Consider the following 20,647-nt stretch of genomic DNA (forward strand, 5'->3'; position numbering starts at 1 on the left):
CCCATTGGGCGTCAGTCAAAACGAATCGGTCCATCCCAAGCTTGAATCACAACCAAGCCCCGATGAGAATCCTGAATCCCAACAGACCCTAGACCGCGATATTGTCGATCAGCCGGGTGCTGCCAAGCTTGGCCGCGACCAGGATCCGCAAAGGGCCGTCCGTGCGCGAGGTGGCCGGCGCCAGCGTGATAGCATGGCGCACCTCGAAATAGTCGAGCGCAAAGCCAGCCGCCGTGATCATACCGGCACCGCGCGCCATTGCGGAAGCGATCGCTTCGCCGGCGCGGATGCGCCCGGCGCTCTCCTTCATGGCGCGGTACAGCGTGGTTGCGGTCTGCCGCTCCTGTGGCGACAAATAGACGTTGCGGGAGGACATCGCGAGCCCGTCGCGCTCGCGCACAGTGCGGGAGCCGATCACCTTGACGCCGAGGTCGAGGTCGCGCGCCATCTGCGTCACCACCCGCAACTGCTGAAAATCCTTCTCGCCGAAGATCGCGACATCCGGCCGGCACTGCGTGAACAGCTTGCCGACGACGGTCGCGACACCCCCGAAGAAATGCGGGCGGAAGCGGTCCTCGAGGCCGGCCAGCGCCGGTCCCTCCGGCACGATGCGGGTCGCAAAGCCCTCCGGATACATGGCCTCGGCGCCGGGGTGCCAGACGATATCGACGTCCTCGGCGGTGAGCTTGGCGATATCGGCCTTCCAGGTTCGCGGATAGGCGCCAAAATCCTCGGTCGGTGCGAACTGGGTCGGGTTGACGAAGATCGACACCACCACGCGGCTCGCGCGCCGCCTGGCGAGGCGCACCAGCGACACATGGCCGTCATGGAGCGCCCCCATGGTCGGGACCAGCGCGATCGTGGCCTTTCGCTTGCGAAGATGGTCGACGGCGCGTCGCAAGGCGGGGACCGTGCGGGCGATCAAGGGGCTGCGTGACATCAGAACTCGACGGAGTTGGGAATCGGCGAGCGCGTCCCGGCGCCCGGCAGACTAACCTTAACAAGCGGCGACCGTGGACGCCATGCGTCCGACTGCGGCACAGCATCCCGCGCAAGGCCGCGCACGACACGATGTCGCGATGTTGTGGGTTGGATCACAGACGAGAGAAGACGCCGCGATTCATGATGAAGAACGGCGCAGTGCGAATTGCATTACCTGTCGCGCATTTCACTTGACCGCAGGCGCGGCCAACTCGAAGATATTTGTTAGGGGTGTTAAGGATCGCGATGCTTGTGCAAGCTAGCCAAGGCCAGTCCGGCGCGGCGCATGTGGTCGTGCTCGGCAACGAGAAGGGCGGCTCCGGCAAGTCGACCACCGCCCTGCACATCGCGGTCGCGCTTCTGAAAGCCGGCCAGCGCGTCGCCACCATCGACCTCGACTGCCGTCAGCAGAGCTTCACTCACTACATCAATAACCGTTCCGCCTGGACGCGCCGCACCAAGCTTGACCTCGAACTGCCGCTGCATCGCTGCATCAAGCTCGGGGAGACCATGCAGGTCGCCGAGAACGAGAATTCCGAGTTCCTTCAGTTCATGGAGGCGGTCTCGGCGGTCGAGAGCAGCTTCGACTTCATCGTCATCGATACGCCCGGCACCGACAGCTATCTGATGCGGCTTGCGCACTCGATGGCCGACACGCTGGTGACCCCGATCAATGATAGCTTCCTCGATTTCGACGTGCTCGGCACCGTCGATCCCGCCAACTACGCGGTGACGGGCGAGAGCCACTACGCCGAGATGGTGCGAGACACCCGCCGCAAGCGCCGCCAGCTCGACGGCGCGACCACCGACTGGATCGTCGTGCGCAACCGCCTGTCGATGCTCGGCTCCCGCAACAAGCAGCTCGTCGCCGAGGGGTTGAAAGATTTGTCGCTGCGGCTCGGCTTCCGCTACGTCGACGGCTTCGCCGAACGCGTCGTCTATCGCGAATTCTTCCCGCGTGGCCTGACCGCGCTGGACGAGATCGACGAGGCCACGCTCGGCATGCGGCCCAATCTCGGCCATCTGACCGCGCGGGAGGAGGTGACGAGCCTGCTCCGCCAGCTCAAGCTTCCGCTCGACGAGCGCGGCCGCCGCCGTGCGGCCAACCGCGCCGAGTGGTTCAGCCAGGTCGATAAGCCGCTCGAGGTCCACGACATCCTCGGCGCTTGAGACGGCGGTATATTGCTACTTCCAGTCGATCAAAGCGGCCGGGTCCTCACGGGAACCGAGCCTTCGCTCGGCCGTTTTCACCTCGCGTTTACTGCGAAATTGAACCCAATCGAGACCGTTGCGTAGGAGGGTGACGTGCACCCTGACGTAGCCGTATGAGAGCAGGGATGCCCAAGAAACGTGTGCGACGCACAATGAAAGGGCTGTCAGTTCACAATATTTGGCCTTCCTGTCACGCCCCTGTGACATATATTAGGGAATAGGCGACCAGGGGCCGAAGAGCTCCGGAAGAACACGATTTTCAACAGGGATTCAGGCCGCACGAGCCTGAGGCTGAGGACGAAAATGAAGCGTGGAATTGCCGTTCTGGTTTCGGTCAGTGCCCTCTGCGGCGTCGCCTATTTCACGGCGAGCAAGTGGGCGATCAAACACGAGACCATCACCTTCTACGACGCCTCGCGCGACAACCGCGCCGTGCCTGTCGATATCGCGATCCGTCGCGACAAGGAAATGCAGGCCAATGCCGGCATGATCACGATGCCGGTCGCCGTGATCAACCACGGCAACACCGTCAAGAACACGGAGTACGGCTTCCTCGCCAACATCTTCGCTGCGCGCGGCTACCTCGTCGTCAGCCCGCAGCATGATCTGCCGACCGATCCTCCGATGGTGACCAAGCCCGGCGAGCTCTATGTCGGCCGGCTGCCGCAGATCCTGCGCGGCGTCGCCAACATCCATCTTGCCATGCAAGAGATGAAGAAGGTTCAGCCCAACGCCGACTACGGCAGGGTGACGATGGTCGGCCACTCCATGGGCGGCGACATCACGATGTATTTCGCCAAGCAGTATCCGGACGAGGTCAAGAAGGTCGTCACGCTCGACAATCTGCGCGTGCCCTTCGTCACCGCCGGCAAGTTCAAGATTTTGTCGTTCCGTTCGCAGGACCCGCAGTTCAAGACCGATGCGGGTGTGATCCCGACCGACGAGGAATGCGAGAAGGCCGGCATCCAGGTCGTGAAGACCGAATTCCAGCACAACGACATGCGCGACACCGGTCCGGACGCAGCCAAGAACTCGATCCAGGGCATGCTCGACAAGTTCCTGAGCGCGACTGATAGCGAGGTCGCGCCGGTCGACACGCAATCGTCCCCGCCCAAGATTCTCGAGCCCGGTCCGGTCGCGTTGATGGCGCCTGCCAAGAGCTAACGTCTTCCTCATCGTCAGTATCGATTTTCAAAGCCCCCGCCGGCTCCTGCCTGCGGGGGCTTTGCACATTGACCGGGCTGCGCGCGCTAACCACATTAGCCGCTCACGCAGGGTCAATGGATGTCGGGCGAACCCATCAAACCGCGCGGCCGCGATGCCGTCTCGGCGAAACCAGGCGGCGCGGTGCCGCAGGCGGGGGCGTCGACCTCGGAGGACATCGCCGCCTTCGTCGCAAACGCGAGAGCGCTGTCGCCACATGCTCCCGGTGCGAAAGGCCGGCTGATCTTCGCGCTGGATGCGACGATGAGCCGGCAGCCGACTTGGGACATGGCCTGCGCGCTTCAGGCTGACATGTTCCGTGAGACCTCCGCGCTCGGCAGTCTCGACATCCGGCTCGTCTACTATCGCGGATTCAACGAGTGCCGCGCCACGGGATGGATTTCCGACAGCGCCAGGCTTGCGGCGCTGATGAGCAAGATCGATTGCCGCGGCGGCGACACCCAGATCGGCAAGGTGCTGAGCGAGGCGCGGCGCGAGGCGGTCGCATCCGGCGTGCGCGCCGTTGTCTTCGTCGGCGACGCCATGGAAGAGAACGTCGACGAGCTCTGTGCCAAGGCCGGTGAGCTCGGCATGCTCAAGGTGCCTGTGTTCGTATTTCAGGAGGGCCATGACGCCGTCGCCGAGCAGGCTTTTCGCGAAATCGCGCGCCTGACCGGCGGCGCCTGGTGCCGGTTCGATCCGGGCGCGGCGGCGCAGTTGCGCGAGCTGTTGCGCGCAGCTGCCGCCTACGCCGCCGGCGGACGCGAGGCGCTGTTGCAATTGGCGAAGACCGCCAGCGGCGCGGCCAGGCTGATCGGCCAGATGAAGTAGCGCTGGCGCGGTCCGCGGGGGACAAGACACCATGCATTTTGACGATAGGCCGGGTATATTCCGGCCATGACCCTGATTGCCGGCGCTATCGCTGTTATCACCCTTTATCTGCTGCTCCAGATGTTTCGTTCCGCCAATCCGGCCGTGCTGGCACGCACGATCAGGTTCGGTGGCGGCGTGGTGGCGCTGGCTGTCGCAGCGTTCACGGGCTTGCGGGGCGAACTGGTGGTGGCGATCCCGCTCGGGATCTTCGGCGCCGGGCTCCTGGGCTGGACACCACTGGCAAACGCCGGCTTGGGCAACGTCGGCGGACTGTTCGGCGGAGGCGCGACGCGCCCGGCCGGTCAGGCCTCGCGCGTGCGCTCGCAATTCCTGGATATGCGGCTCGATCACGAGTCTGGCCAGCTCGGAGGCCGGATCGTCGCCGGGCCTCATGCCGGGCGCGATCTCGACGAGTTCAATCTGGCTGGCCTGCTGGCAATGGTCTCGGCGTTCGACGCCGAGAGCGTGGCCTTACTTGAAAGCTATCTGGACCGCCGGTTTCCCGCCTGGCGTCAGAACGCGCAGGGCAACGCGGCAGGGGGGCAGCGCCGCACGGTGGCGAGCGGCAAAATGACGGCGGAGGAGGCCTATCAGATCCTTGGCTTGCAGCCGGGGGCGGGGCGTGACGATATCAGCCGCGCCCACAAGTCCCTGATGAAGAAATTGCATCCCGACCAGGGGGGCTCGACGTATCTCGCTGCCCGTGTAAACGAGGCCAAGGATACTCTGCTTCGTACGCATAACGGCTAACTCCGGCACCACGCTACAAACGCCCGTCCCGTGTGAGCCCCACTTGCTCTGTTTGCCGTCGCCCCGATGCCCGCCATTGTCGGCGTGGTCGATCCCTTGCGCAAAATTTTAACCGTAAATCCTTGACGAGAGGTTGTCGTGGAACAGCCCCGGTATCAAACAGCCTGGCATCACGGCCTTTGGCATCGCAGCCTTGCTATCGAAAGGTCTTGGCATCACCGCATCCCGAAAATGAAAATGCCCGCGCAAGGCGCGGGCATTTTTTGATTGGCGCGATGCGAAAGATCAATTGCGAACGGTGATGCAGGAGATATCGGCGCGCTTCAGGGTGCGGCAGACGGCTTCGGCCTGGTCGCGCTCGAGCCCGGCGAAGCGGGCGCGGTAGAGCTTGCGATTGTCTTTCGCTACGACCTCGGTGAACGGGTCGGCCTTGCTGAGCAGGCCGCGGGCCGAACTGCGCGCCGCGTCGATGCGCTGCTGGGCTTCGTTCTCGCTCTCGAGCGCGCCGACCTGGACGATCCAGCCGCTATGGGTGACGGCCGGCCTGGTGGTGGCGCTCATCTGGATCGGCTGCAGCGTCGGGTCGGCTGAAGCGAGCTTCGCGACGGCCGGAGCGGGCGCGGCGGCGGTTGCGGCCGGCAATACGCCGAGGATGCCATTGCCGGTGCCGAAGCCCGCCGGCTGCCGCGGCAGCTCGGTACGGGCGAGCTCGGCCCTCGGAGCTTCCGGTTGGCTGACGACCTCACGCTTGTTGATGAGGTCTGCCCGGGCGACGACGGCGCTGGAGGTTTCGGCGATGTCGGAGCGGGCCGCGATCGTGCTCGTGACCTGCGGTGCGACCTGAGCCGGGGCGGCGGAGGCGACCTTCACGGTGCCGGCCTTGACCTGGACAGTCTTGACCCGGACCGGCTTCATCGGCTCGGACGAACCGGGGATGAGGGAGAGCGGCTGGCTCGAGATCACGCCATTGGTGAGCGGCGCGGGCTCGATCTTGGATTCCGTCGGCCGAACTTCAGGCTTGCTGGATTCAGATCTGGGCTGAGCCGGCGGCATCGCGGCGGTCGCAGCAGCAAGCGCCGACAGGCGCGAGGCGAGACGCTGCGGGGCTGTTTCGGGGGCAGGAGCGGCGGCCTGAACCTGCGGAACGGAGCGGGCCGGGGTATCCGACGCATCGGCGACCTCGACAGCGGCGTCAGAGCCATTGCGCTCGGTGACCGCGGCGACGGTGTGGGTGGTCGCGCCCTTATCGAGGTTCTCTGCGAGCAGGTTGCGCATGATGGCATCGCGCGAGCCGCCGCTGCGGCCGCCCAGCACGACGCCGATCAGGTGGCGGTTGCCGCGGCGCATCGAGGTCACGAGATTGAAGCCGGAGGCGCGGGTGTAGCCGGTCTTGATGCCGTCCACGCCCTCGACACTGCCGAGCAGATGATTGTGGTTCCGGATCGACTGTCCGTGCCAGGTGAACGTCGAGGTCGCAAAATAGCGATAGTAGCGCGGGAAGCGCTCCTGGATGGCGCGGCCGAGCGTGGCCTGGTCGCGCGCGGTCGTGACCTGCTCGTCGTTGGGAAGGCCGTTGGCGTTGCGGTAGACCGTCCTGGACATGCCGAGCGAGCGCGCCTTGCGCGTCATCATCTGGGCGAAGTCGTCCTCGTCGCCGCCGATCGCTTCCGCGATCACCACGGCTGCGTCGTTGGCTGAGCGGGTGACGAGACCCTTGATCGCGTCCTCGACGCGAATGGTCTGGCCGGCACGCAGGTTCAGCTTGGTCGGATCCTGATCGGCGGCGTGCTGCGACACCGGCATCTCGGTGTCGAGCTTCATCTTGCCGGACTCGAGACGCTCGAACAGCAGATAGAGCGTCATGATCTTGGTCAGCGAGGCCGGATGGCGGATCCCGTCGGGGCTCGTTGCCTGGAGCACGGAGCCGGAATTGCCGTCGACGATGATCGACGCGAATTTCGGGCTGGAACTCTCGGACACATCGCGCTGCACGCGATGCTGCGCGTAATGGCGCCGATGGCGCCGCGCCTCGGCAGCATCGGTGGTGAAGATGACTGCGGTGGTGACCGTAAGAAGCCCGAAAACGCCAATCCGCGCCAAGCGCGAGGAAGACAAGTTTTTACGAAGCATGAAACCCCGTCCCCGTTTCTGACTTGATCACCGGCTCGTGAGGCGAAATTGTGCCCATGAGATCCGGGATCATTACCTGCTCAGGCTGCCCCTCCACAGGTGTTCGCCGCGGGGGAGGTTGGGCCTGAGCCGCTATTCTGGCTAAGGTGATGTTCTTCAACGGCTTTCGGCCGCTTGCGGAAGTTGAAGACGTCCAGGGAATCAAAGTACGGGGCCGCGGTTTCCAAAAGCTTAAGGAACCATTGCGGGACCCCCCGGGAATCTCCGCGAATTTGCATGCATTTTTGTGCGCCGCACAAGATTCTTGACTTTTTTGTGCGTTGCACTAATTGTGAGCAGAGTCAGGGAGCCGGGGCTTCCGACGAGAGCTAGGGAAAAGGATTCCGAATGTTCAAGGTTGAAGACTTTCAGGGCTACGGGAAAGAGCACTTCGAGCAGTACGTCGCCTCCGCGACCTCGATGCAGCACGGCCTTCAGGCGATCGCCAGCGCCTATGGCGACTACACCAAGAAGTCGTTCGAAGACACCAAGTCCTTCGTCGAGAAGCTTTCCGGTGTGAAGTCGCTGGACAAGGCCGTCGAAGCGCAGACCGATTTCGCCCGTTCCGCCTACGAGACCTTCGTCGCGGAATCGCAGAAGATCGCCGGCCTCTACAGCGATCTCGCCAAGCAGGCGTTCAAGCCGGTCGAGACCATCGTGTCGAAGTTCACGCCGGCCGCCAACTAACGTTTCCTGGACATCCTGGAATCAAAAGCCCGGCTGAAGCAGCCGGGCTTTTTTGTGTCGCGGCGGGTCGGTCTTAGCGCGCCACGCGCAGCTTCGACAGCGACGTACCGATGTCCTTGAACACCGAGACGGTCTGATCTGCCTTCGTTACCAGATAGAATTTGTCGGTGCCGCTCGCGCAATATTGCAGCACGCTGGAGGTCGGGTCGCTGCCGGTGTTCACCTGCACCGTATAGATCGTGATGTTGCTGGGCTGAGCCTTGGCATTGTCGCACAGCTTCTTCTGCCGCGTGTCGATCTGCGAAGCGCTGCTGTACCAGCGGTTCTGCGTATTCAGACCGTCGGAAAGGATCACGATCGCGTCCTTGTAGGTGTAGTTGGTGTCCTTGGCCGGCGCGTTCATGGGATCGCCGGTCGACAGCGTCATCCAGCCCCAGGCAAGGCCAATGCCCTGGTTGGTGTTACCGGTGGGCTTCATGTCGTCGATCCGGCCCTTGAGCGAGCTCCAGTCGTAGCTCAGCGGCATGATCGGCTGCAGATAGGACGAACTGCCTGTGTTGCAGTAGGAGTATTGTTCGGCCGGGAACAGCGTCCCCACATTGCCGCTCGTGGGCGTCGTGTTCTTGATGTCGTAATCCTGGTCGCGGTCGACCACGCACCCTGTCCAGGCATTATGGTTGGCCGGTGTCCACTTCCAATTGTTGCAGTTGTTGTTGCTGCCTGACGTGCAGCTCCAGCTGCCGTTCGCCGCGTCCCAATCGCTGAAATCAATCCAGTACTTGCTGGAATTGCTGTTGCCGACGTTGACGTCCTTGGCAAACGGAACGACCGAGATGTAGACGTCGCCGCTGGTCTTGGCGAGCGCGCTGAGCTGATCGACCAGGCTCTTCGCGGCGGTCTGCATCGCCGCCATCTTGCCGTCCTGCGCCATCGAACCGGTGTTGTCGAGCACCAAGGCCACGCGCATGCGCACCAGGCCCCAGGCGCTGGTGGAATTGGCGCCGACGTCGAGCGTCGGGAAGCCGGCGACCTTCATGAAGGTGGTCGTGTAACTGCCGGTGCCGGTGACCTGGATCGTGGAGCCCATGCTGGTGCTCGCGGTGTAAGTGGCCGCGACGGTGACTGACGGCAGGGTGCTGGTGGCGGTGAACAGGGCCTTGAAATAGTCCTGCGCCTTGGTGCTGATTTGCGACGTCGTGATGGTGCCGGACGACAGATCCTTGGAGACCATCAGTGCAGTGGAATCGAGGGCCGACTGCATCGCGGAACGGGCCTGGACCGCACGGCTGTAGTCGACCGCAGCTCCGACGAAGGTCAAAACCGGGAGCAGCGCGATGGCGAAGATCACGGCGATATTGCCTTGTTCGGCCGCTCCGAACCGGGCGAGCTGTCGACCGATACGGCTGACGAGGGGCAGGCGAGACATGGCGATCCCCGAAAATCTTTGACTTTGCCAGTTTTCGCGCCACGCCATTGAACGCCCGGTAAATTCAACCGTAGAAAACCGAAGTATCCCGCGCGAAACCGTCGCAGCGGTGTTAACGGCCGGGTTCCTGGTCAACATCTTCTAAACGGGCGGGCGGAAGTTTTTGTCAAATCGGTCCGGATTGATTAACCTTGCCGAGGATCGCTCCGACCGGGAATCGGGGCCGCCGCGGCCGCATCGGCCGATCCGTCGCATGCTTGCGGCGAGCCGGGGGCAGGCCCATATTCGCTGAAGCCGATCTGGTTTGGACCGGATCGGTTGAAAGCGGCGATCCAACAAGGCGGCGCGCCTGTGCGAAGCTCCGAAGACGGGGCTGCGAGGTGAACCGTCATACGCTTCCGTGGGGAATTTGAACGCCTGAGCCATGCCGCAATTGTCTTCCAGACCAGAATTGTCCGCCGCCGCCCACGCTCCCCGGATGAGCAACGACGAGAACCGTCCCGGCGGTCCCTCCGCGCCAAACACGTCCGTCATCACCAAGGTCAAACCCAAGACCAAGCGGCCGAACCTGTACCGCGTGCTGATCCTGAACGACGATTACACGCCGATGGAATTCGTCGTTCACGTGCTGGAGAAATTCTTCCAGAAGGACGCCGAGGCCGCGACCAAGATCATGCTGCACGTCCATCATCATGGGATCGGGGAGTGCGGCGTGTTCACTTACGAGATCGCCGAGACCAAGGTGACGCAGGTGATGGATTTCGCCCGCAAGCACCAGCATCCGCTGCAATGCGTGATGGAAAAGAAGTAAGACGCCTACGGCGCGTTCGAGGCCGGCTCTTGTGCATGTCGCAGTGTGATCGTCGCGTGGGGTCTGCGCGCGATGTTCGTTGCGGGCAAAACTACGGAATTCTGCACCGGCGCCGATCGCGCCCGAACGGAACGGGTTTTGCATCAAAAGGTACCGCAGCCGTGCAGCCGCCTGAGTCGCGGAACCGGTCTTTCGCCGCGATCTTATATACCTATATGTGACAAAGGTTGTTGTTGCCTGACCGGTCGATGACGATCATGATGGTGGGGGCCATAGAGGACGCGAATGCCGACTTTTTCCCAAAGCCTTGAACAATCCCTGCATCGTGCACTGGCGATCGCAAACGAGCGTCATCACCAATACGCGACGCTCGAGCATCTTTTGCTCTCCCTGATCGACGACTCCGATGCAGCCGCCGTCATGCGCGCCTGTAGCGTCGACCTCGACAAGCTCCGCACGAGCCTCGTCAATTATCTTGAGACCGAATTCGAGAATCTGGTGACGGACGGCGCCGACGACGCCAAGCCGACTGCCGGCTTCCAGCGCGTGATCCAGCGCGCGGTGATCCACGTGCAGTCGTCCGGCCGCGAAGAGGTGACCGGCGCCAACGTGCTGATCGCGATCTTCGCCGAGCGTGAGAGTCATGCCGCGTATTTCCTGCAGGAGCAGGACATGACGCGCTACGACGCCGTCAACTACATCAGCCACGGCATCGCCAAGCGGCCGGGCGTCTCCGAGGCGCGCCCCGTGCGCGGTGTCGACGAGGAGACCGAGACCAAGGGCAGCGACGACGCCAAGAAGAAGGGCGAGGCGCTCGATACCTATTGCGTCAACCTCAACAAGAAGGCGCGTGACGGCAAGATCGATCCGGTGATCGGACGCAATTCCGAGATCAACCGCGCGATCCAGGTGCTGTGCCGCCGGCAGAAGAACAATCCGCTGTTCGTGGGCGAGGCCGGTGTCGGCAAGACCGCGATCGCGGAAGGCCTTGCCAAGCGCATCGTCGACAGCGAGGTGCCGGAAGTTCTGGCGGCTGCGACCGTGTTCTCGCTCGACATGGGCACGCTGCTCGCCGGCACGCGTTATCGCGGCGACTTCGAAGAGCGCCTGAAGCAGGTGCTGAAGGAGCTCGAGGCGCATCCCAATGCCATCCTGTTCATCGACGAGATCCACACCGTGATTGGTGCGGGCGCGACGTCGGGCGGGGCGATGGACGCCTCGAACCTGCTCAAGCCGGCGCTTGCCTCGGGCACCATCCGCTGCATGGGCTCGACCACCTACAAGGAATATCGCCAGCACTTCGAGAAGGACCGTGCCTTGGTGCGGCGCTTCCAGAAGATCGACATCAACGAGCCGACGGTCGAGGACGCGATCGCGATCCTCAAGGGGCTCAAGCCTTACTTCGAGGACTACCACCGGCTGAAATACACCAATGAGGCGATCGAGGCCGCGGTGCAGCTCTCCTCGCGCTACATCCACGACCGCAAGCTGCCGGACAAGGCGATCGACGTGATCGACGAATCCGGTGCGGCGCAGATGCTGGTCGCCGAGAACAAGCGCAAGAAGACCATCGGCATCAAGGAGATCGAGACCACGATCGCCTCGATGGCGCGGATCCCGCCGAAGAGCGTGTCAAAGGACGACGCCGAGGTGCTCAAGCATCTCGAGCAGACCCTGAAGCGCACCGTGTTCGGCCAGGACAAGGCGATCGAGTCGCTCGCCGCTTCGATCAAGCTGGCGCGTGCCGGCCTGCGCGAGCCGGAGAAGCCGATCGGCTGCTATTTGTTCTCGGGCCCCACCGGCGTCGGCAAGACCGAGGTCGCAAAGCAACTCGCGGCGTCACTCGGCGTCGAGCTGCTGCGCTTCGACATGTCCGAATACATGGAGCGGCACACCGTGTCGCGCCTGATCGGCGCGCCTCCCGGCTATGTCGGGTTCGACCAGGGTGGCCTGCTTACCGACGGCGTCGACCAGCATCCGCATTGCGTGGTGCTGCTCGACGAAATCGAGAAGGCGCATCCTGATCTCTACAATGTGCTGCTCCAGATCATGGACCACGGCCGGCTCACGGACCACAACGGCAAGCAGGTCAACTTCCGCAACGTGATCCTGATCATGACCACGAATGCCGGCGCGTCCGATCTCGCCAAGCAGGCGTTCGGCTTCACGCGCTCGAAGCGTGAAGGCGACGACCACGAGGCGATCAACCGGCAGTTCGCGCCGGAATTCCGCAACCGTCTCGATGCCGTCGTCTCGTTCAGCCATCTCAGCGTCGAGGTGATCGGCACGGTGGTCGAGAAGTTCGTGCTTCAGCTCGAAGCGCAACTCGGCGATCGCGACGTTACCATCGAGTTGTCCGAACCCGCCAAGACCTGGCTGGTGAAGCATGGTTACGACGAGCAGATGGGCGCACGTCCCATGGCTCGCGTGATCCAGGAGCACATCAAGAAGCCGCTGGCAGACGAGGTGCTGTTTGGCAAGCTGAAGGGCGGCGGCCACGTCCGCGTCGTCCTCGTCAAGGACGAGGCCGACGAGACCAAGGACAAGATCGGCTTCGAATTCGTCGAGGGTCCGGTTACGCCGAAGCAGGAGAAGCTCCCGGGCGCCCGCAAACGCCCGCCGGGCAAGTCCAAGCCGGGCGGTTCGAAAGGGCCGACCAAGGGTCCGCTGGTCAAAGCTTGATCTGCGCGCAATGAATTGAAAAGGCCGGCTGAAGGGCCGGCCTTTTTATTTGGAGGGCCACACTTCCTTAGGTAGGGGCGCCGATGCCCTCGTGAGAGGCGAAGCTTACTTTTCTTCCGCTGGCGGCGCAGCCGCAGCGGTAGGAGCGGGCTCGGCCCTCGGTTTCGCCTTGGGTCTCTTCGAAGGCCCCGCGACCACCTTTTGCGCCTCTCCGGTGACTCCCGCTGCGACGTTTTGAGTCGGAGAGAGGCGCGCTAATCGCCGCGCAGACGCTGATCGTCCTGCACGCGGACATGCTCGGCACCGCGCGCGCCCGCGGGCGACAGCCGCAACATGCTCAGCATGGCTCCGCAGAGCGCGAAGCCAACGCCGGTGAGCAGTGCGATCCTGGTTCCTTCGATCGGATAGCGACCGAGGAACAGCGCGACCAGCGCCGCGCCAGTGGTCTGGCCGAGCAGCCGCGCGGTGCCCAGCATGCCGCTCGCGCCGCCGGCGCGCTCGCGCGGAGCGGCGGCGATCATGGTGCGGTTGTTGGGGGTCTGGAACAGGCCGAAGCCGGCACCGGCGAGCGCCATCCGCCAGATCACGTCGAGCGGCGTCGGCGTCGCCGGGAGGAAGGCGAGCGTGCCGAGGCCGCACGCAAACAGCGTGAGCCCGATGCCGCCGAGTAGGCCGGCCGGATAATACTCGACCAGGCGGCCGGCCAGCGGCGCCGCGAACGCCACAGCGATCGGCCATGGCGTGATCAGGAGGCCCATATGCACCGCCGAATAGCCGAAGCGGCTCTGGAGGTAGAACGGGATCGCAACGAAGGCCAGCATCTGCCCGCAGAACGAGGCGATCGAGGTCGCAATTGAAAGCGCGAACACCGGGATGCGCAACAGGTCGACCGGCAGCAGCGGCGAAGCCACGTGGGTTTCGCGGTAGATCAGCAGCGCGCCGGCGACGATGGCGATGGCAAACTGCACGAGGCAGGCGATGGCGGCCTCGCCATGACCGACGCTGTCGACGGCCGCGATGCCGACGCCGAAGGTGATCGCGGACAGCCCCGCGCTCTGCCAGTCGAAGGAGTGGCTCGCAGCCTTGGTGTGAGGCAGGCTACGCAGGCCGAGGACGAGTGTCACCGCGCCGAGTGGGACGTTGATGGCGAACAGCCAGGGCCAGCTGCCGAACGCTAGGATGCCGGCGGCGAGCGTCGGGCCGACCGCGGCCGAGAAGGCGACGACGAGGGCGTTGAGCCCGATGCCGCGGCCGAGTTGGCTGCGCGGGTAGGTGAAGCGCACCAGCGCCGCGTTGACGCTCATGATGCCGGCCGCGCCGAACCCCTGCACGATGCGTGCAATCGTGAGGAGCGGCAGCGTGTGCGCCAGCGCGCAGAAGGCCGACGCGAGCGTGAACAGCACCAGCCCCACCAGATAGACGCGGCGATAACCGACGATCTCGCCGAGCGAAGCCAATGGCAGCAGCGAGATCGTGATCGCGAGCTGGTAGCCGTTGACGATCCAGATCGAGAAGGCCGGGCTCGCGTCGAGGTCGGCCGCGATCGTCGGCAGCGCGACGTTGGCGATGGCGCTGTCGACGACCGCCATGATGATGCCGAGCGCAATCGTCAGCACCGCCTGGTTGCGCTGCGGCTGCGGCAGGCCGTCGGCATGCTCGATGGGGGCAGGCGACATGGTGGAGGCGCGCTTGATTCGAGCCGTGGTACATCTCCGAATAGGAAATAGCGAGATGCATCGCAACCCGGCAGGAGACGGACAGTTCCTGCACCGGGAGCGGGTCTCCCGGCGGCGAGGCATGGGCAGGACGGCTTTCGCAGCCTGCCAGGCGATTTCGCGTTTCCGAAGGTGTCTACACCGGCGGCGGATTGCGGTCGGTGAAGGTCGTGCGCTGGTGCCAGTACGGATAGGGCAGGGTCACCTTGCTCGCGGCATCGAGCTTTGCGATCTGATCCGTGGTCAAGGACCATCCGACCGCGCCGAGATTTTCGCGAAGCTGCGTCTCGTTGCGCGCGCCGATGATCAGCGTCGAGACTGTCGGACGCTGCAGCAGCCAGTTCAACGCGATCTGCGAGACGCTCTTGCCCGTTTCCTTCGCGACCTCGTCGATGGCCTCGACGACACGATAGACGTGCTCGTCCGGCACCGGCGGGCCGAACTCGGCCGTCTTGGGCAGGCGGCTTACGTCAGGCTTTGGCTGGCCGCGGCGGATCTTTCCGGTGAGGCGTCCCCATCCGAGCGGCGACCAGACCACGGCGCCGAGCCCCTGGTCGAGGCCGAGCGGCATCAGCTCCCATTCGTAGTCGCGCCCGATCAGTGAATAGTAGGTCTGGTTGGCGACATAGCGCGGAAAGCCGTGCTTGTCGGCGACGCCAAGCGACTTCATCAGGTGCCAGCCGGAGAAGTTCGAGACGCCGACGTAGCGGATCTTGCCGGCGCGCACGAGCCCATCGAGGGTCGCAAGCACCTCTTCAGGCAGGGTGAAGGCGTCGAAGCCGTGAAGCTGGAACAGGTCGATGTAATCGGTGCCGAGCCGGCTCAGCGAAGCATCGATGGCCGCGAGCAGATGTTGCCGTGACGATCCGATGTCGTTGGGGCCGTCGCCGAAGCGGAACGTTGCCTTGGTCGAGATCAAAACCTTATCGCGGCGGCCTTTGATGGCCTCGCCGAGAACGCGCTCGGACTCGCCGAGCGAGTAGACGTTCGCGGTGTCGAACATCGACACTCCGGCATCGAGGCAGATATCCAGAAGGCGCCGCGCTTCGGCTGCGTCAGTCGTGCCCCACGCAGCGAGGCGGCCAACGCCGCCGAAGGTGCCGGTCCCAAGACTCAAGGCGGGCACCATGAGGCCTGAGCGGCCCAAGCGTCGGTATTCCATCGATATGCTCCTCGGCTGGCCGCTGGTTGAACGGTGCGGCCTTGGTGCCGAATGGTAGTGCAAGCAGGCGCCGTGTCCTATTCCACGCCCACATACCGGCCTTGCTTGGGAGCGGCCCTAGTCGTGCAGACGCATGTCGTCGAAGGCTGCGTCAGTCACGCGCGCGCCGGTCGTCGTCGCCGGAAGCCGAGCCTCGCTCCACGTTACAGGTGAGGGAAGGCAGCCGGCGTCACTCTCGCGCGCCTGCCGCGGCAAGAGCGTCAGGGTCCAGCCCACCACGACCAGCACCGCGAGCCGGATCGCGATGACGCCCAGCAAGACCTCCGATCCGCTTGTGTTGGCGTGAGTCCTCATGTGCGCTAGCCTGATCCCGGCGGCAGCACCTGACAATCTGGAATTCACGAGCATTGCCTTCGCCTGAAGCGAAGGCTCCGGCGAATGGCTACCCGGATGTCAATGCCGCAATTGGCTCTGTCTGAAGTCGCGCGGCGACATCCCGAAATGCTCGCGGAAGACGCGACCGAAATGGGAGAGGTCGTTGAAGCCCCAGGCAAAGGCGATCTCGCTGATGTGGCGGTGGGCGAGCACGGGCGAGGCGAGGTCGCGCCTGCATTGAGCGACGCGCTCACCGAGGAGGTAGCGCTGGAACGAGGTGTCCTCGTCGGCGAGGAGATCGTTGACGTAGCGGGAGGAGATGCCGAGCGCCGCTGCGGTCTCGGACAGCGAGAGGTCGGGATCGGCAAGGTAAGCCCGGATATGCGCTTTCAGCCGGTAGAGCAGGGCGGAGCGATGGGTCGAGGACGGCAGCGGCGTCTGGCCTAGCCGCTCGCCCAGCGCCATCGCCAGGACGTCGACCGCCTGTTCCGACAGAGCAGCGGCGTGGAGCGGATCGATCTGATCCGCGCTCTGGCAAAGACGGTAGATGAAATCGTAGGCGATCCTTTGCAGCGGCGAGTCCGGTCCGAAAGTGCTGGCGGTAAGGGCTTCGGTCGCGCCGAGCCGGCGCTGCAGCATCTCGCGCGGCACCTTGAAGATGGTCTGCGTGAACGTGCCGTCGAATTTCAGCTCGTAGGGACGGGTGGTGTCGTAGAGCGCAAACTCTCCCGGATGCACCACGGCCTCGCGGCCGTCCTGCACCACGCCGCCGGCGCCGCGATTGCCGAGCGCGATCAGGATGAAATCTTGATCCGAGCGCGCGATGCGAGAGGGTGTGCGCAACACGTGCTGACGATCGGAACAGACCTCGGAGCATTCCGCCTTGCCCAGCGGCGCCCGGGTGACCGAGCCGCGAAAGGCGCTGCCAAGGTCGGACTTGCAGTCGAGCCCGACGAAGACGTCGCAGACGATATCCTGCCAGAGCGCAAGCCGGCGGTGGCCGGGGCTGTCGTCCGTGGTGAACTGGATTGGCATCTGCAGAGCCTCCCTTTCACATCCCGTAAAATCGCATGTTGCGCGGATCGCGCCTGACCGAGGCAAATCCCGTACCGCCGTTCCAGTCGAGTTTTCGTGCCGGGGCGGTCGAGCGGGCCTGGTCCGGCTCTGGCCCAATAGACTGCATCGGACGTAGCTTCCGATCAACCGGCAAGGGAGGCGGGAATGGGCATCCAACATCCGAAATACAAGGTCGCGGTGGTGCAGGCAGCGCCCGCCTGGCTCGACCTCGATGCCTCGATCGACAAATCGATCGCCCTGATCAGGGACGCCGCCGAGAAGGGCGCCAAGCTGATCGCCTTTCCGGAGGCCTTCATCCCCGGCTACCCCTGGCACATCTGGATGGATTCGCCGGCTTGGGCGATCGGTCGCGGCTTCGTGCAGCGCTATTTCGACAATTCGCTGTCCTACGACAGCCCGCAGTCCGAGCGGCTGCGCGACGCTGTACGCAAGGCCAAGCTCACCGCCGTGTTCGGCCTGTCAGAGCGTGACGGCGGCAGTCTTTACCTGGCGCAATGGCTGATCGGGCCGGATGGCGAGACCATCGCAAAGCGCCGCAAGCTGCGGCCGACCCATGCCGAGCGCACGGTCTATGGCGAGGGCGATGGCAGCGATCTCGCCGTGCATGCGCGGCCCGACATCGGCCGTATCGGCGCGCTGTGCTGCTGGGAGCATCTCCAGCCGCTGTCGAAGTATGCGATGTATGCCCAGAACGAGCAGGTGCATGTCGCGGCCTGGCCGAGTTTTTCGCTCTACGATCCTTTCGCGCCAGCGCTCGGCGCCGAGGTCAACAACGCCGCTTCGCGCGTCTACGCGGTGGAAGGATCCTGCTTCGTGCTCGCGCCTTGCGCGACGGTCTCGCAAGCCATGATCGACGAACTCTGCGATCGGCCGGACAAGCACGCGCTGCTGCATGCCGGCGGTGGCTTTGCTGCGATCTATGGCCCTGACGGGAGCCAGATCGGCGACAAGCTCGCGCCGGACCAGGAAGGGCTGTTGATCGCCGAAATCGATCTCGGCGCCATCGGTGTCGCCAAGAACGCCGCTGATCCCGCCGGGCACTATTCGCGGCCCGACGTGACGCGGCTCCTGCTCAACAAGAAGCGATACCAGCGCGTCGAGCAGTTTGCGCTGCCGGTCGACAGCGTCGAGCCCACCGACATTGCCGCGGCGGCGAGCTGATCGTCGGGATCGAGGGAGGGACACGATCATGGAATCCGCAATTCCTCTGCATCTCGAGACCCCGCGCACGCGCAACAAGCGTGTGCCGGACGATTACCAGCCGCCATATCCGTCCTTCGTGGCGCGCTACAAGCCCGCCGTGAACCGCGTGTTGATGGCCTATTTCGGCGTTCAATATCGTGGCGCGGCGCCGGCGGTCGCGACGGACGCGCTCGCCGAAATCGCGGAGCGCTTTGCGGCGGAAGACGGTCCCTCGCATTGGGACCGCGCGCAATATGTCGATCAGGCCGGCTACGAGAACGTCGTCTCAGTGGCCTATTGGGACAACATCGCGCGCTTCGACGCCTGGTTCGGACCGGCGCGCGAGGCCTGGACCGGGAAGCGGCTCGAGAGCGTCGGCACCTTCATCGAGGTGCTGCGCCCCACGGTGGCGCGGCACGAGACGCTGTTCTCCTCGCTCGACCGGCCCGAGGGCGTTGCGGTGATTGCGCAGGGCATGAGCGGCGAGGTGCAGGAGCACGCCTATTGGGGCGGCATGCGCGACCGCATCCCGCTGTCGCAGACCGATCCGATGTCGCCGGGCGGCAATCCCGAGCTGATCCGCGACGGCGCGCGGCTGCGCGTGAAGGCGCACGACAATCTCTGCCTGATCCGGTCAGGACAGGATTGGAGCGATACCGAGACCTCGGAGCGAAAGCTCTATCTCGACGACGTCGAGCCGGTGTTGCGCGAGGGGATGGATTTCTTGCGCCATGACGGTCTTGGCATCGGCTGCTACGCCAACCGCTACATGCGCGTGCTTGCAGCCGACGGGAACGCGAGCGAAAAGTCCTACGGCCAAAGCTGGTGGAAGAGCCTGGCTGCGCTGGAACGGTGGGCGGAATCGCATCCGACCCACGTCAAGATATTCGGCGCGGCGATGAAATATCTGTCGACGCTCGGGCCATCGGCAAAATTGCGGCTCTATCACGAGGTCACTGTGGCCGCGGCGGACGAGCAGTTCTTCGAATATCTGAACTGCCACGCCAAGACCGGCATGCTGGCGGCGGTGGAGACCGTCAGTGCCTAGAACTTAGGCCACGCAGTGAGTGAGCAGCTCGGGATGCGCAGCGCATATGTGATGCGCGCCGGCGTCCCGCAGCTCGGCCTCGCTGCCATAGCCATACAGCACGCCGATCGCCGTCATGCCATTGGTGAGAGCGCCGACCACGTCGTGGCTGCGGTCGCCGATCATGATCGCGCTGGCGGGATCGACCTTGGCTTCGTCGAGCGCGTAGCGCAGCAGGTCGCGCTTGTCGACGCGGGTGCCGTCGAGCTCGGAGCCGAACACGCGCTCGAAATACGGTTTTAGTCCAAAATGCTCGACGATGCGGATGGCGTAGACCGCGGGCTTGCTGGTCGCCACGAACATGCGCGGTGTCGTTGCGGCAAGCGTTGTCAGGGTGTCCATGATGCCGGCATAGGCCTCGTTCTCGAACAGGCCGACATCGCTGAAGCGCTCGCGATAGAGCAGCAGCGCCCGGTCGGCGAGTTCCGCGCTGCCGGTGAGCTTTTCCAGGCTGGCGTGCAGCGGCGGGCCGATGCACCAGGTCAGCTCGTCCTCGCTCGGCACCGCCACGTTCAGCCGCTCCAGGGCGTACTGGATGGAGCGTGTGATCCCGGGTTTTGGGTTGGTCAGCGTGCCGTCGAGATCGAAATAGATTGTAACCATGTTGCCGCGCCTGGGTTGATACCGCCATCTATTGCTTGACCTAAACGAGGCCGCGGACCAAGGCAACGCGCAACAATTGTCACGCCGACATCCGCCTTCTTGATATTGCGTATCCCTAAAAGCTCGCTATTCGCGGGAGGGACGCGTAGAGTCGCGCCATCACCGCCCTTCCATTGGCATCAACCGGTGACTGAGGGTCACCAGTGCTCCCGCCGACTGAGCAGGAGCGTGTATGGCTGGATTTCGTCTGGTCGACTGGATCCGCCGGAGAGCGCTTCTTGTCGCGTTGATGCTGGGCACACTGTCGCAAGGCGCTGTCGCGGCAGGACCGGACTGCCGCGCGATCGAAAGCACGAGCGAACGTCTCGCCTGCTACGATGCTGCATTTCCTCCGAAGGAGAAAAAGCCCGCTGCTGCGGAGAACGATGCGTCCCGTAGTGCCTACAAGGACCCGTTCGTTGCGGAAGAGGCCAAAACCGCAGCGAAGCTGAAGAACATCTGCCGCGGCTGTTGAGGGTTGCTTGTTCGCCGTGTTCTCGTCGACCGGCGATTCCGGACTAGCAGTCTGCTGAAAAACCTTGAAATGGAGAATTTTCATATTTCCGCCGATCGTTTTTGGAGCGGCGCGGTAGAGTTGGATGTAATTTCTAGC

Annotated in this window: 18 protein-coding genes; 10 read left to right on the plus strand and 8 right to left on the minus strand. The window is 64.1% G+C overall.

Features of this window, described 5'->3' with window-relative positions; all coding sequences use genetic code 11:
- Positions 1 to 88 precede the first annotated feature (88 nt).
- Complete coding sequence (gene panC / locus ABIB00_RS37345; RefSeq protein WP_354107809.1) at positions 89 to 940, minus strand: pantoate--beta-alanine ligase; 852 nt, start codon at positions 938 to 940, stop codon at positions 89 to 91.
- A gap of 287 nt (positions 941 to 1,227) precedes the next feature.
- Here panC and ABIB00_RS37350 point away from each other — a divergent pair, with 287 nt between their 5' ends.
- The 4 genes from ABIB00_RS37350 (at position 1,228) to ABIB00_RS37365 (ending at position 5,019) form a co-directional block, all read left to right on the plus strand.
- Positions 1,228 to 2,151 (plus strand): division plane positioning ATPase MipZ, encoded by a 924-nt coding sequence (locus tag ABIB00_RS37350; RefSeq protein ID WP_354107810.1) that lies wholly within the window; start codon positions 1,228 to 1,230, stop codon positions 2,149 to 2,151.
- A 345-nt stretch (positions 2,152 to 2,496) separates the two neighbouring features.
- Positions 2,497 to 3,357 carry an alpha/beta fold hydrolase gene (locus ABIB00_RS37355; protein WP_247340699.1) on the plus strand — a complete coding sequence of 287 codons (861 nt, stop codon included), beginning with the start codon at positions 2,497 to 2,499 and terminating at the stop codon, positions 3,355 to 3,357.
- A 120-nt stretch (positions 3,358 to 3,477) separates the two neighbouring features.
- Positions 3,478 to 4,227, plus strand: coding sequence for a vWA domain-containing protein (locus ABIB00_RS37360; RefSeq protein ID WP_247444348.1), 750 nt, complete (start codon positions 3,478 to 3,480; stop codon positions 4,225 to 4,227).
- Between the two features lie 66 nt (positions 4,228 to 4,293).
- Complete coding sequence (locus tag ABIB00_RS37365) at positions 4,294 to 5,019, plus strand: DnaJ domain-containing protein (protein ID WP_354107811.1); 726 nt, start codon at positions 4,294 to 4,296, stop codon at positions 5,017 to 5,019.
- Positions 5,020 to 5,304: 285 nt separating this feature from the next.
- Here ABIB00_RS37365 and ABIB00_RS37370 read toward each other — a convergent pair whose 3' ends face one another.
- A complete protein-coding gene (locus ABIB00_RS37370) occupies positions 5,305 to 7,149 on the minus strand; it encodes a serine hydrolase (RefSeq protein ID WP_354107812.1) in 1,845 nt (614 codons plus the stop codon).
- 387 nt (positions 7,150 to 7,536) lie between these two features.
- Here ABIB00_RS37370 and ABIB00_RS37375 point away from each other — a divergent pair, with 387 nt between their 5' ends.
- Positions 7,537 to 7,875 carry a phasin family protein gene (locus tag ABIB00_RS37375; RefSeq protein ID WP_247340694.1) on the plus strand — a complete coding sequence of 113 codons (339 nt, stop codon included), beginning with the start codon at positions 7,537 to 7,539 and terminating at the stop codon, positions 7,873 to 7,875.
- Between the two features lie 73 nt (positions 7,876 to 7,948).
- Here ABIB00_RS37375 and ABIB00_RS37380 read toward each other — a convergent pair whose 3' ends face one another.
- Positions 7,949 to 9,301: a TadE/TadG family type IV pilus assembly protein gene (locus ABIB00_RS37380; RefSeq protein WP_354107813.1), complete on the minus strand. Its 1,353-nt coding sequence runs from the start codon at positions 9,299 to 9,301 to the stop codon at positions 7,949 to 7,951.
- A 478-nt stretch (positions 9,302 to 9,779) separates the two neighbouring features.
- Between ABIB00_RS37380 and clpS the strand changes: the two genes are divergently transcribed.
- Both clpS and clpA read left to right on the plus strand, forming a co-directional pair.
- Entirely contained in the window at positions 9,780 to 10,112 is a 333-nt protein-coding gene (clpS, locus tag ABIB00_RS37385) for an ATP-dependent Clp protease adapter ClpS (RefSeq protein WP_247340690.1), read from the plus strand.
- Between the two features lie 285 nt (positions 10,113 to 10,397).
- Positions 10,398 to 12,794, plus strand: a complete 2,397-nt coding sequence (clpA, locus tag ABIB00_RS37390; RefSeq protein ID WP_354107814.1) for an ATP-dependent Clp protease ATP-binding subunit ClpA — start codon at positions 10,398 to 10,400, stop codon at positions 12,792 to 12,794.
- A 254-nt stretch (positions 12,795 to 13,048) separates the two neighbouring features.
- Here clpA and ABIB00_RS37395 read toward each other — a convergent pair whose 3' ends face one another.
- From ABIB00_RS37395 to ABIB00_RS37410, 4 genes are all read right to left on the minus strand, one after another.
- Positions 13,049 to 14,470, minus strand: coding sequence for an MFS transporter (locus tag ABIB00_RS37395; RefSeq protein WP_247444343.1), 1,422 nt, complete (start codon positions 14,468 to 14,470; stop codon positions 13,049 to 13,051).
- A 175-nt stretch (positions 14,471 to 14,645) separates the two neighbouring features.
- On the minus strand, positions 14,646 to 15,671 hold the full coding sequence (locus ABIB00_RS37400) for an aldo/keto reductase (RefSeq protein WP_354053061.1): 1,026 nt from the start codon (positions 15,669 to 15,671) through the stop codon (positions 14,646 to 14,648).
- 117 nt (positions 15,672 to 15,788) lie between these two features.
- Complete coding sequence (locus ABIB00_RS37405) at positions 15,789 to 16,025, minus strand: hypothetical protein (RefSeq protein WP_354053060.1); 237 nt, start codon at positions 16,023 to 16,025, stop codon at positions 15,789 to 15,791.
- Between the two features lie 99 nt (positions 16,026 to 16,124).
- Positions 16,125 to 17,081 (minus strand): AraC-like ligand-binding domain-containing protein, encoded by a 957-nt coding sequence (locus ABIB00_RS37410; protein ID WP_354053059.1) that lies wholly within the window; start codon positions 17,079 to 17,081, stop codon positions 16,125 to 16,127.
- A 186-nt stretch (positions 17,082 to 17,267) separates the two neighbouring features.
- Here ABIB00_RS37410 and ABIB00_RS37415 point away from each other — a divergent pair, with 186 nt between their 5' ends.
- Complete coding sequence (locus ABIB00_RS37415) at positions 17,268 to 18,284, plus strand: carbon-nitrogen hydrolase family protein (protein ID WP_354053058.1); 1,017 nt, start codon at positions 17,268 to 17,270, stop codon at positions 18,282 to 18,284.
- A gap of 28 nt (positions 18,285 to 18,312) precedes the next feature.
- The gene (locus tag ABIB00_RS37420) at positions 18,313 to 19,353 is read left to right on the plus strand and encodes a phenylacetaldoxime dehydratase family protein (protein ID WP_354107815.1); all 1,041 of its coding nucleotides are present in this window, start codon (positions 18,313 to 18,315) and stop codon (positions 19,351 to 19,353) included.
- 3 nt (positions 19,354 to 19,356) lie between these two features.
- On the opposite strand, the gene ABIB00_RS37425 is transcribed toward ABIB00_RS37420, so the two are convergent.
- Entirely contained in the window at positions 19,357 to 19,995 is a 639-nt protein-coding gene (locus ABIB00_RS37425; RefSeq protein ID WP_247444337.1) for an HAD family hydrolase, read from the minus strand.
- Positions 19,996 to 20,227: 232 nt separating this feature from the next.
- Here ABIB00_RS37425 and ABIB00_RS37430 point away from each other — a divergent pair, with 232 nt between their 5' ends.
- Positions 20,228 to 20,509: a type VI secretion system-associated protein TagO gene (locus ABIB00_RS37430; protein ID WP_247444336.1), complete on the plus strand. Its 282-nt coding sequence runs from the start codon at positions 20,228 to 20,230 to the stop codon at positions 20,507 to 20,509.
- Positions 20,510 to 20,647: the final 138 nt, after the last annotated feature.

This window comes from Bradyrhizobium sp. LB14.3 (assembly GCF_040547985.1).
GTDB lineage: Bacteria > Pseudomonadota > Alphaproteobacteria > Rhizobiales > Xanthobacteraceae > Bradyrhizobium.

Coding starts and splice junctions, on each gene's coding strand:
- panC (WP_354107809.1), bottom strand. CDS start 940: ATGTCACGCAGCCCCTTGATCGCCCGCACGGTCCCCGCCTTGCGACGC.
- ABIB00_RS37350 (WP_354107810.1), top strand. CDS start 1,228: ATGCTTGTGCAAGCTAGCCAAGGCCAGTCCGGCGCGGCGCATGTGGTC.
- ABIB00_RS37355 (WP_247340699.1), top strand. CDS start 2,497: ATGAAGCGTGGAATTGCCGTTCTGGTTTCGGTCAGTGCCCTCTGCGGC.
- ABIB00_RS37360 (WP_247444348.1), top strand. CDS start 3,478: ATGTCGGGCGAACCCATCAAACCGCGCGGCCGCGATGCCGTCTCGGCG.
- ABIB00_RS37365 (WP_354107811.1), top strand. CDS start 4,294: ATGACCCTGATTGCCGGCGCTATCGCTGTTATCACCCTTTATCTGCTG.
- ABIB00_RS37370 (WP_354107812.1), bottom strand. CDS start 7,149: ATGCTTCGTAAAAACTTGTCTTCCTCGCGCTTGGCGCGGATTGGCGTT.
- ABIB00_RS37375 (WP_247340694.1), top strand. CDS start 7,537: ATGTTCAAGGTTGAAGACTTTCAGGGCTACGGGAAAGAGCACTTCGAG.
- ABIB00_RS37380 (WP_354107813.1), bottom strand. CDS start 9,301: ATGTCTCGCCTGCCCCTCGTCAGCCGTATCGGTCGACAGCTCGCCCGG.
- clpS (WP_247340690.1), top strand. CDS start 9,780: ATGAGCAACGACGAGAACCGTCCCGGCGGTCCCTCCGCGCCAAACACG.
- clpA (WP_354107814.1), top strand. CDS start 10,398: ATGCCGACTTTTTCCCAAAGCCTTGAACAATCCCTGCATCGTGCACTG.
- ABIB00_RS37395 (WP_247444343.1), bottom strand. CDS start 14,470: ATGTCGCCTGCCCCCATCGAGCATGCCGACGGCCTGCCGCAGCCGCAG.
- ABIB00_RS37400 (WP_354053061.1), bottom strand. CDS start 15,671: ATGGAATACCGACGCTTGGGCCGCTCAGGCCTCATGGTGCCCGCCTTG.
- ABIB00_RS37405 (WP_354053060.1), bottom strand. CDS start 16,025: ATGAGGACTCACGCCAACACAAGCGGATCGGAGGTCTTGCTGGGCGTC.
- ABIB00_RS37410 (WP_354053059.1), bottom strand. CDS start 17,081: ATGCCAATCCAGTTCACCACGGACGACAGCCCCGGCCACCGCCGGCTT.
- ABIB00_RS37415 (WP_354053058.1), top strand. CDS start 17,268: ATGGGCATCCAACATCCGAAATACAAGGTCGCGGTGGTGCAGGCAGCG.
- ABIB00_RS37420 (WP_354107815.1), top strand. CDS start 18,313: ATGGAATCCGCAATTCCTCTGCATCTCGAGACCCCGCGCACGCGCAAC.
- ABIB00_RS37425 (WP_247444337.1), bottom strand. CDS start 19,995: ATGGTTACAATCTATTTCGATCTCGACGGCACGCTGACCAACCCAAAA.
- ABIB00_RS37430 (WP_247444336.1), top strand. CDS start 20,228: ATGGCTGGATTTCGTCTGGTCGACTGGATCCGCCGGAGAGCGCTTCTT.